General features: G+C 68.6%; 9 protein-coding genes. 1 reads left to right on the forward strand and 8 read right to left on the reverse strand.

The window, feature by feature from the left end:
* Positions 1-82 precede the first annotated feature (82 nt).
* Together OHT76_RS44005 and OHT76_RS44010 are read right to left on the reverse strand one after the other, a co-directional pair.
* The gene (locus OHT76_RS44005) at positions 83-952 is read right to left on the reverse strand and encodes a hypothetical protein (protein ID WP_328876416.1); all 870 of its coding nucleotides are present in this window, start codon (positions 950-952) and stop codon (positions 83-85) included.
* A 639-nt stretch (positions 953-1,591) separates the two neighbouring features.
* Positions 1,592-3,496 (reverse strand): hypothetical protein, encoded by a 1,905-nt coding sequence (locus OHT76_RS44010; protein ID WP_328868631.1) that lies wholly within the window; start codon positions 3,494-3,496, stop codon positions 1,592-1,594.
* Positions 3,497-4,080: 584 nt separating this feature from the next.
* Here OHT76_RS44010 and OHT76_RS44015 point away from each other — a divergent pair.
* Positions 4,081-4,915 (forward strand): IS5 family transposase gene (locus OHT76_RS44015; protein ID WP_443049679.1). Its coding sequence is split into 2 segments (ribosomal slippage): positions 4,081-4,463 and positions 4,462-4,915, totalling 837 coding nucleotides; the frame shifts between segments, so codons are not numbered across the junction.
* Positions 4,916-5,627: 712 nt separating this feature from the next.
* On the opposite strand, the gene OHT76_RS44020 is transcribed toward OHT76_RS44015, so the two are convergent.
* The 6 genes from OHT76_RS44020 to OHT76_RS44045 form a co-directional block, all read right to left on the reverse strand.
* Entirely contained in the window at positions 5,628-6,113 is a 486-nt protein-coding gene (locus tag OHT76_RS44020; protein WP_328868629.1) for a hypothetical protein, read from the reverse strand.
* Positions 6,114-6,171: 58 nt separating this feature from the next.
* Positions 6,172-6,354, reverse strand: a complete 183-nt coding sequence (locus OHT76_RS44025) for a hypothetical protein (RefSeq protein WP_328868628.1) — start codon at positions 6,352-6,354, stop codon at positions 6,172-6,174.
* Positions 6,351-6,563: a hypothetical protein gene (locus OHT76_RS44030; RefSeq protein WP_328868627.1), complete on the reverse strand. Its 213-nt coding sequence runs from the start codon at positions 6,561-6,563 to the stop codon at positions 6,351-6,353. Before OHT76_RS44030 ends, OHT76_RS44025 begins: the two co-directional genes overlap by 4 nt.
* Before the next feature lie 141 nt (positions 6,564-6,704).
* The gene (locus tag OHT76_RS44035; RefSeq protein WP_328868626.1) at positions 6,705-7,883 is read right to left on the reverse strand and encodes a DUF932 domain-containing protein; all 1,179 of its coding nucleotides are present in this window, start codon (positions 7,881-7,883) and stop codon (positions 6,705-6,707) included.
* 114 nt (positions 7,884-7,997) lie between these two features.
* Positions 7,998-8,501: a hypothetical protein gene (locus OHT76_RS44040; protein ID WP_328868625.1), complete on the reverse strand. Its 504-nt coding sequence runs from the start codon at positions 8,499-8,501 to the stop codon at positions 7,998-8,000.
* Between the two features lie 68 nt (positions 8,502-8,569).
* Positions 8,570-8,941, reverse strand: coding sequence for a hypothetical protein (locus tag OHT76_RS44045; RefSeq protein ID WP_328868624.1), 372 nt, complete (start codon positions 8,939-8,941; stop codon positions 8,570-8,572).
* Positions 8,942-9,695 lie beyond the last annotated feature (754 nt).

Below are 9,695 nucleotides of genomic sequence, written 5' to 3' on the forward strand. Positions count from 1 at the left end.
CGTGAACCCGCCCGTGACCTGCTGGTTTACGGCCATTGGCGTTCGTGACGGCGGGGCGCCGGGACGGTGTGCCGGGGGCCTTTCAGTGCTGGTGGCCCGTCGTTGTGCCGTCCGGTCCGAGGTCCGGCGGTACGCAGTAGTCGACGTCCGGTTCCGGGGAGATGAGGCCGCCGGACTCGATGTCGGTGCAGTAGGCGTCGAATACCTCGCCTGCGGTGAGGGGTTCGACGCCGCCGTTGTGCAGTCGCCAGCCGTAGATCTGGTCCGTGGCGCCCGGGGCGGTGGTCCTCATGACGAGTCCGCCGGGGCTCTGGGTCGCCAGACCGAGGGCCAGGACCGTGGTGAATTCGAGGGCCTCGGTCTCGTCGAGGTGTGTGGCGCCGTCGGCGTCCGTGTCCGCGTGGAGGACGGAGGTCAGGGTTTCGGGTGTCGCCGAGACGCTGCAGACGAGGTGTCGGCGGCCCGGCCGGGCGGTGTCGAGGATGCGGACGAGCAGTAACGAGGCCTGGGCGAAGGCGGCGCGCCCTACGTCCTCGCCGCAGGAAGTGCAGGCGCCGAGGCGGGCAAGGAGTGTGGAGGCATACTCCCAGGCGGCCTGGCGGGCGGCCTCGTCGATGAGGTCCGGGACGAGGTCGTCCAGGGGCTGGCCGTCGTACGGGAGGGTGGGGCCTGTCGTGGCGAGTTCGGCGGTGAAGCGGGTGCGGCTGGACGGGAGGTCGGGGTCGAGGCCGGTGTCGGTGCAGTAGTCGGCGTACTCCTGAGGGTCGAAGAGGGCGACCGTGGTGTGGGTGCCTTGAGCGGCGCGGCTCGTGAGGAAGTCTTCGACGGCCTTCAGGTAGGTCGCGTAGTTGTCGAAGGCGAAGCTGCGGTAGCGCCGCATGGCGCGGAAGTCGTGCTCGTCGGTGAGCAGGCCGATGGTGCCGGCGATTTCGCGGCCGAGGGCGCAGCGCATGGTCTGGCGCTTGGTGCCCGCCGTGTGTCCTCCCACGCGCGATCGATCAGTGTGGGGCTCGCCCTGGTGGCGCTCGGGGGGCTGGGGTGTCTGGGTCACGTGCGCGCCTTTCTCGTGGGGGAGTCAGGGGGAAACCGGTCGTGCCCGGTCGAGCGGCGGGAGTGGTCGGCTCGTCCTGGCCGGTCAGCGGGGAACGTCATGAGGCCGGTGGTCCACAGCCGATAGCCGGACCGGATCTCGACCGTCCAGCCACGCCCCCTGGGGCGCAGGGGTGGTCGGGCGGAGGGGCCGCCGCCTGCGGGGCCGAGATGGGCCCTCCGCCTCACAGATTCAATAATAGTGTCTCTTCTGTGGGTGGGAACCCATCTCTGAACTGCGCAGACACTATGGCGTGCTTCCTTCGCTCCCGCCGGGCCTGGGCGGACGCGGCCAGCATGGAGATCACGCACCCAGATCGGCCGGACGCTTCGACCGGGACCTCATCCTCGGAGGCGCCGACGACCGTACACACGGTGTCGGCCTGGACGGGTCCTTGCTGCCCAGGCGGGCGGGGCACCTTTGATCTTTGCCGGCCGAAGTGAGGCCGTTGGGTTTCTACTTCCACCCGTCCAGCGACACCTGAGGGCGGTCTCCCCGGCCCTATGTCCGGCGCAGAATCCTGCTCGCTCCTGCCGCGACCGTCGTGGCCAGAAGCCAGCCCGTGCCGATCAGCGCAACTGCGGCCCACTGCGCGAGGCCGGTCGGAGCGTAAGAGCGTTCCTGGCCCAGATCCACGAGGGGCAACAGCAGGTCGAGCGTGTAGATCGCGGGCTGAAAGGGTGGTGCTTTGCCGTCCCCCACGGCCGTGGGCGGCCAGGCGGTGAAGAGAGCCGCTCCGGTACTCAGGAGACACAGCAGCAGCCACACGGCACGCAGAGGGCGGTAACCGTAGCCCACCGTCGCGTCCTGGAGCAGGCTCCACAACCTGGCCGGGGGCGGCAACATACGCCGCATGCTGCGATGCTTGGCAACCAGGACGGTGCGGGCATCGGCGTCGTGGCCTTGGCGCTGGTAGGTAGCGGCGAGCTGCTCGTACGGCTGGGGCACGAACCCGGCAGGGTCACGGCCCAGCCAGGGCAGGCGCGCCGGAGCCGGGAGCGCCGGGTGCAGGCTGTCGTAGACGGCGCCGTCGAGGCCCAGTCCAGTAGGCCAGGAGGCAGGGGTATCCCGCAGCAACCCGACTTTGCTGTGGTGGAGAGCGATCACGCCCGCCGGTGCCTCGCGCAGGCGAAGCGAGAGGATGGTTGCGGACGATCCGATAAAGCTCACGGCCCAGGCGTCGGCGGGTGTGTCGAGGGCGGCGCCATCAAAACAGAGACGGCTCCGGACCGTGACGCTGAAGAGGGAGATCCTGCCGTGCGCGGTAAAGCCGTCACACAGGTTGAACACACCGCCTGTCTCGACTCCGTTGCCGCGCAGGGCGGGGTGTCGATCGTCGAGGGCGGTCAGTTCGGCGCCTTCGAAGTGGATGGAGCCGCCGATCCGGCAGTCACGCAGGTCGATCATGCCGTGTGCGACGAATCCGTCCCGGCAGTCGATGTCGCCGCCGACGCGCAGTCGTGAAGCGTCGAGAGCGGCATCCGCGGTCGGCACGCTGGAGGAGATGTCGAAGCGGGCCCCTTTGAGGACCACGCTGCCGCGCACCGAGGTGTCCCGGACAATGGCGGGGCCCTGCACGACCAGACCGCGCCCCGCCCAGATGTCACCGCCTATCTCCGCACAGGACAGGTTCAAGGCGTACGCACCTCGACCTGCGCCGGGGCCCTCCAACCGGCAGTCGTTCATCCTGACGGATCCGCCGATAGAGGCCCCGTAGAGGTTGACCTGCCCAGTGCCCGAGAAGCCGGAGTCGAGGAACAGACCGCCGCCCACAGTCAGCTCGGGCGCCTGCAGGCCCGAGTCGCCCCGAATGCGGGCACCTCGCAAAGCCAGGACGTCTTGTATCCGCGCGCTGTTCAGGAAGACCGTGCCCGCGCAGTCCAGGCCTGATGCCCAGAAGTCCTCACCCACCTCGATGGACTGTGCGTCAAGCGCGGCCTCGCCAGGGGCGGGGTGTATGACGGTGTCGTTCAAGGACAGCCGGTTTCCGACAGCGAGGGAGCGCAGGTCCACCGTGCCCGTGACCGTACAGGCGACGATCTCGCACTCCAGGGTGATGTGCGCGCCGGCCAGGATCAGCCCCGGCATTGTGCAGGCGTTGAGTTCGAAGGCGGCGCCAAGGTGCGCGTTGTCGAGGCGGATAGCGTCATCGAAGCGGCACCGGGCCAGGCGGATCGAGCCGGTGACCGTGATCTCGGCGAGGTTCAACTCGCCGGTGACGCGTGCGCCACGCAAATGCAGGCGGGTCTGACAACCGGGGTGGGGCGGCGGTGCGGCGATCAGAAGGTAGCGGAGCGCACTGCCGCGTACCTCGGCCACGCCGTCGCACCATTCGCCACCCCGGTACGCCTCCCACATCTGCCGCTCCTGCGGGCTCCATCCATGCGGCGGGTCGTCCTGCGTCACGACGGCACCTCCCCCTGCCCCGACCTCAGCGGTCCGAGCAGCTCTTCGCTACCCGACAGCCGTGACTGCCATTCCTTATGACGAGAGGACGGGGCTGCTCAAAGGGCGGGCAATGAGACGGGTAACTGCCGGGCTGGGCGGGGGTGGTGGTCTGCCAGCGGGCGGCGGCGAAACGGAGGCGAGGGCGTAGTGGCCAAGTTCGCGCAGTGCACGGGCGGTGCGTTCCGCGGCCGCGTGGCTGCCGTTGGTCCGGTTGCAGGCGATGGGTTTCGCGGCGCTGGCCTCGGTGCCGAGCGCTGTTGTGGCGGTGGGTGGCAGTGCCGCGATTCCGGTGGTGAAGGGGCGCGCGGACATGCGCAGGCGGGTTGGTCGCAGGGTGCGGCGCAGCGTTTGCAGCCTGGCAACTCCTGGATACGGAAGCGGGGTGCAGGAGGCAAAGGGGGCCGTCACCCGGCGGTCTGTCGGTGGGCGACGGCCCGTAAGCGACTGCTCATAATGGTGGAGTATGAGGGGGTGGCCTCGCCCGCAGCCTGCGTACTTAGAGGTCCTAACAGAAGCTGTTGATCATGTGACCTTCGGCTTGGATGGTCGTTGGTCTGGTCGTGGGAAAGCGACAGTCGCGGCCTTGGATCGTGTCGGATGAACTGTGGTCGCTCATCGAGCCGTTGCTGCCCGAGCCGGGGCCGAAGCTGGTGGAGGGCCGGCCGCGGGTACCGGACCGGCAGGCCTTGTGCGGGATCCTGTTCGTGCTGCACACCGGCATCCAATGGGAGTACCTCCCACAGGAGTTGGGCTTCGGCTCGGGCATGACGTGCTGGCGGCGGCTGGCCGCCTGGAACGAGGCCGGCGTGTGGGACGAACTGCACCTGATACTGCTGAAGAAGCTGCGGGTAGCGAAGAAGCTGGACTGGTCGCGGGCGGTGATCGACTCCTCCCACGTGCGGGCCGCTCGGCGCGGCCCAAAGCGGCCCCAGCCCGGTCGACCGCGCACGGCCGGGCAGCAAGCACCACGTCCTCACCGACGCCCAGGGCATCCCGCTCGCGGTGTCCCTGACCGGCGGAAACCGCAACGACGTCACGCAGTTGCTGCCCCTGCTGGACAAGGTCCCGGCCGTGGCCGGCGTCGTCGGCCGGCCCCGACGCAGACCCGATGCGCTCCTCGCCGACCGCGGCTACGACCACGACAAGTACCGCCGATTGCTCTGGGCCCGCGGCATCCGTCCGGTCATCGCCGAACGAGGACAGGAACACGGCAGCGGCCTGGGCATGTTCCGCTATGTGGTCGAGCGCACGATCGCCTGGCTGCACGGTTTCCGCCGCCTGCGGATCCGCTGGGAACGACGCGACGACATCCACGAAGCCTTCCTCGGCCTCGCCACCTGCCTCATCACCCACCGCCACGTCCAACGCCTTTGTTAGGACCTCTTACTCCTGCGGTGTCTGGGGGAGTGCGGCTGGCATGAGGATTACAGGGGCGGGCGGTTGGGGGCGGTCGGCGGGTCGTGTTCAGGGGGCAGGTTGCCTCGGTAGCCGGTGCGGCTGTGGACGGGCCGCGGCAGGGTGTCGTCGGGGTGGTGGCCTGACAGGCAGTGACGGGGCCGAGACTGGCGCGTACGGCGGTGAACTGGTCCCCTGGGTGGGGGCGGTGGGGGCCGGTGATGTGCACTGTGCCGCGCATTGCCCTGCCCAGCTCGAACGCGACGGCGGCGGCCTTGCGAGGGCGGGCCGGCGGGCATGTCGATGGTCAGGCTCGGGATGGTCATGGGGCTGGTGCGCCCTTGGGGCGGCGCGGTGAACGGGGCCTATCGCCCCGCGCTCGCCGAAGGGGAGGGGCGCGGCGCCGGGGCGGCAGGCATTCGGCCAGTGCCGCTCTGGCCGGTGGGCCGTCCGTCCTTGCCGGGGCGGGGTGGGGGAGGGCCGGACGGCGTCTATGGGCTACTGCTGCGGCGGCTTGTGGCGGCGGAGTTGCCACGGTCGGTCACAGAGACTCCCCGCCGGCCCGGGCCGTGGCGTAGTAGCGGCCCTGCAGGGGGGAGATCGTGGGCCCGGTGTTCGTGGCGTTGATGGTGTGGAGGGTGGCGGGCCCGGCGTGGTGTGGGTGTAGCAGCCGTCCGGGGTGGCAGCGGGCCTGTCACCCTTGGGCGTTCTCCTCGGCGGGCTCGTCGGGGTTGAGGGAGGGCGCGGGGTAGACCAGGCGCAGCGGCGCGGTGACGCCGGGGCAGGGGACGAGGGCGTCCTGGAGTTCGTGTGTGTCCATGGGGTGCAGCCATCCGGCCCGTATGTCCCAGCCGCACGCGCGCGCAATGGGTGCTTCGGCGGTGGTGGCGACCAGCACCGCTTGACGTATGGTGCTGCCTTCCAGGGCGAAGGTCAGCAGCGCGAAGAACCGCAGATACTCGTCGCGTTCGGTGTACCTCCCGCGCAGGGGAGACGCTCCGACGGACACAGGCAAGTCGGCGGCGACGATCGTGTCGTTGGTGCGTTCGACGACGATGTTGAGTTCGTGGCTGCCCTCGCCGAGTTCCAGGAGAAGGGCGATGAACGCGTTCATGGCGCGGCCCCGGGCGGCCTCGATGGCGGTGTCATCGGGGCGCTTGAGCTTCGGGCGTTCGGGCATGGCGCATGACTCCTTCGGAGTGCTCCGGCGGTGGTGATGCCGCCGGGCGGACAGAGGGTCAGTACAGATCGCCGATGACATCCGCGATGGCCTGGCCGAGGGTGACGAGGTCCGCATCCGGTTCGGTGTCCAGCAGATGGGTGCTGTCGCCCCGGGAGTCGTTGCGTACGTAGAGGTGGCCTGCCTCGCACACTCCCACGGTGAACCGGATTCGATCGGCGTCCCAGATGTGTCCGGTCACCCCCAGTGGCCGGGATAACAGCCCCACTGATCTCCCAGGGCCTCGACGGCGGCTTCGGTGATCTCAAAGACGTGGTGGGGGAACTGCTCGGACAGGTCGTAGAACGGCTGAGCCATGGGGCGGTGGGTTCCTCTCTGGCTGCTGGCCCGCACCAGATTGCGCGCGGGGCTGGACGTCTTCTCGGCGCGCGCGGTCTGCTCCGCAGACACGAGGCGCCGCCGCTACGCGGCAGGGCACAGGGCGGGCGCGCGCTCCGCGCTCCCTGAGAGACGGGGCGCGCTCCGCGCTCTGCGCCGGTCGGGCCCGTGCGGGCCGGGCTCGGGGAAGTTCCCGGCCCGCACGGGGGTCTGTCAGCCGTGCGCGGCGGCGGCCGTGAGGGCGGGCAGGGCGAGCGCTTCCAGGGCTGCGGCCTGGTCGGCGTCGGTGAGCGTCTGCGCGGTCGACGTCACGGCCTGCATCACACCCCCGGCCGTCATCTGACCACCCCGGACGAAGTGAGCAAGGATCTTGTCCTTGGCCTCGGTGCCGATGCTGAGCGACTTGGTGACGTGCTCGATCGCCTTCGTCGGCTCGTCCAGCGTCTTCCCGGCGGCGGCCTCCATCTCACGCACCCTGGCCTCGACGTACTCCCGTGACAGGAAGGTGCGCACGGCGTCGGCCGTCTTGGACGTGATCAGCTCCAGCGTCTTGCGCTGCGTCTGGCCGGACCACGACACAACGCCCTCATCCTGCTTGCCCCCCAGGTGGACCGCGCGCATCACGTCCTTGGACACCGTCAGGCCATTGCGGCAGACCTGGAAGACCGCGCGCGGGGTGATGGTGTACGCCCCAGAACCGACCTCGCTGTTGGTGATGACGAAACCGGCCGAGATCACAGGCAGTTCGTCCCCGCTGCGTCCGTCGAACGGCGAACGGTAGCCGCGCAGAAGCGCGGGGGCCTGGACCGCGACCGCATCGGACTCGATCCGCACGTACATGCGCCGGTCCGTCAGGTCGCATCCGATGACGCGGGTGGGGTGGCCGGACTGCGTCACCCCGTCCAGGGCGGCAAGCAGCATGTCGAAGTTGTCCATCAGCTTGTAACTGTCGGACAGCAGCGCGCGGGCCACGCCCTCGGCGGGCGGCATGCCGGGACCGTTCCCGCCCCGGAACGCGCGGAGCATGAAACGGCGCTCCGGCTCCTGGCCCAGCCACGCGTTCACGTTCTCGTCCAGCAACGGGACGTTCTCGGCGCGCATGCGGCGCAGGTAGGCGAGCGGGATACGGAGCTTTTCCGAAATCCCCTCGTCGGCCACGGCGGTGGGCCGGTAGATCCCATCGACGTCCGTCACACCGTCCTCGGTGATCAGGGACTCGACACCCTCGACGCACACGTTTCCCTCACGGAACCGCAGCGCGGACGCGGGGGCGATCACGTCCAGCTTGCGGCGGCTCTGATCCTCCAAGATGCGGACCAAGTCGGAGAGTTCGGCGTTCCGAGCGCCGGTCGGGGCTACGTTCGCGGCGCGCTCGGCAAACTGCTGAGTCATGCGGTGCTCCCCTTCGCTGTGAGCCTCTGCGGGTCGGGGGGCGGGGCCGCCCCCCCCGGCATTTCAATATTAGTGTCTTTCAGGGGTAGGTGAACCCACCCCTGACCTGCACACTCAGACCAACGCGCAGTACTCGGGAAGCGGCGTCAGGCTCCGCCGCCGCACGTTATTGACCATCGGCACGGGTACGCCGCTGTCTATCTCGCACAGGTCGTAACGCAGCCTGTCAGCCGCGCCGACCGCACCGGCGGGCTTGATCGCATGCACCCAATAGATACCGTGACGGCGCGTCAGGCTGCCGTGATACCTGACCTTCTGCCACAGAACCGGCCCGGCATGCTGCGGGTCCAAACTCCGCGCCGCCGCCATCACGAGCCGACTCGCCACACACTCCGACAGCAGAGCCACAAACGCACTCGTGACGGTCGCCTGGTCAACCGGCACATCAGCCACGGCCGGGCCCGTATGCCCGGTGCGTACACCCATGGCCCAACCCAACTCGAAGAACGGCCGGACCATCTCCAGCTGCTCATGCGACACCCTCAGCGCGTCCGGATCGCTCTCGCTGCGCACCAACTCCCGCAGCGCATAACCGGCCTGCTCCCTCGTGCCTTCCATGACTTCCCTCCTCTTCTCGGTGATGCCGGGGTGGAAGGGGCGCCCCGACAGGGACACCCCCGCGCGAACTACTTCAGGAACCCACGCGACCGTAGGAACTCGGCCGTGATGTGCGCGACTCCTTGGGGCTTGTAGATCTGCGGGAATCGCCGCATCTCAACTTCAGTGCGCCCGTTCTCGTCCGGCTCGATCAATTCATGCACGAGCCGGTAAGGGCCGTCACCGTTGGGAATTTCCAGCACAACCGGGCCGACCTTGGTGTCAAAGCGAATTCCGGTGTACTTCGCGTCAGCGTTGTGCACGATGCTCGCTCCTGCCCGCTGACACAGCAGGGGCAGGAAGTTTGCGACCGTGCGGGCCTGAATGGCAAGGCCGTTCATGGGGGCGTCTATGCCGCCGCGCACCCTACGGACGATTCCGTCAGAGATCTGGATCTCCACGTCTTCCCCTTCGTTGGTCCCATGCGGTTTCCGGGGTCACCTCCCGTACTTAAAATATTAGTGTCTGTTCGCCTCGAACGGAACCCCCTGTTGCGCTATGGGTTGCGCTAGATGTTGCGCCATGGTGTTGCGGCAGAGGTTGCGCTAGATGTTGCACGGCCCGGCGGCCGGCCTCGGCACGCCACAGGTCAGACAGCCTTCGCCCATGGTCGGGGAGCTGACATCCCCTCTGCTGCCACTTTCCCCGCGCCGGATGAGGATGAGTGAGGGATGGGGCGGGGGCGGGGTGGCGTGGCGCTTCGGGGAACAGGGGCGCGACCGAGGCCTGTTGCGCGTCGGCTCCGCCGCCGCGCTGGCCGTGTGCTGGTGTGGGCTCGGGCCTGGGCCTCGTGGGGGAGTGGGGGTGGACTCTGCGCTCTGTCTGATCTCCGGCCAGAGGCTGTTGTGGGAAAGGACGCAACGGGAGCATTCTCGACACAGGATTTATAATAGGGGGATGGAAACAGGGAATTGATGGAAGGTCAATTCGGAATGCAGGATAGAGAATACGGGGAATACCGTCCCGAAAGCTGGGCATTATTGGGGCGTCCTGAAAAAGCGTCAATTTGCTTTCCGTTCCCGCCGGTCGAGCACGCCCCCCGCCTCCTAGCTGCGCCTTTCAGGAATTCGCTCCGCGAATTCCTGCGTTCAGATCGCGGAGCGATCTGAACAACCGTCACGGGTGACGGTCAATCAACTGCCTTGCGGAGCAAGG

Source organism: Streptomyces sp. NBC_00287, assembly GCF_036173105.1.
In the GTDB taxonomy this organism is placed as follows: Bacteria; Actinomycetota; Actinomycetes; order Streptomycetales; family Streptomycetaceae; genus Streptomyces.